Source organism: Pseudoalteromonas sp. P1-7a, assembly GCF_001401855.1.
Lineage (GTDB): Bacteria > Pseudomonadota > Gammaproteobacteria > Enterobacterales > Alteromonadaceae > Pseudoalteromonas.
In genome coordinates, this window is record NZ_LKDU01000123.1 from 1 (window position 1) to 303 (window position 303).

General features: G+C 45.2%; 2 tRNA genes. Both read right to left on the reverse strand.

What is annotated here, in order from left to right:
- Window positions 1–5: 5 nt before the first annotated feature.
- A tRNA-Val gene (locus AN389_RS19770) sits at window positions 6–81 on the reverse strand.
- A gap of 45 nt (window positions 82–126) precedes the next feature.
- Window positions 127–202, reverse strand: a tRNA-Val gene (locus AN389_RS19775).
- Between the last annotated feature and the right edge of the window lie 101 nt (window positions 203–303).

The window sequence follows — 303 nt, forward strand, 5'->3', positions numbered from 1 at the left end:
ATATGTGGTGGGTGATACTGGACTTGAACCAGTGACCCTCGCCTTGTAAGGGCGATGCTCTCCCAACTGAGCTAATCACCCACATATAATAGATATGACTTTATAAATTTAACGTTTAGTATAATTTGGTGGGTGATACTGGACTTGAACCAGTGACCCTCGCCTTGTAAGGGCGATGCTCTCCCAACTGAGCTAATCACCCAAATTATATATTTAATATGCACCATTCTAAGAATGGTGGGTCGTACTGGACTTGAACCAGTGACCCTCGCCTTGTAAGGGCGATGCTCTCCCAACTGAGCT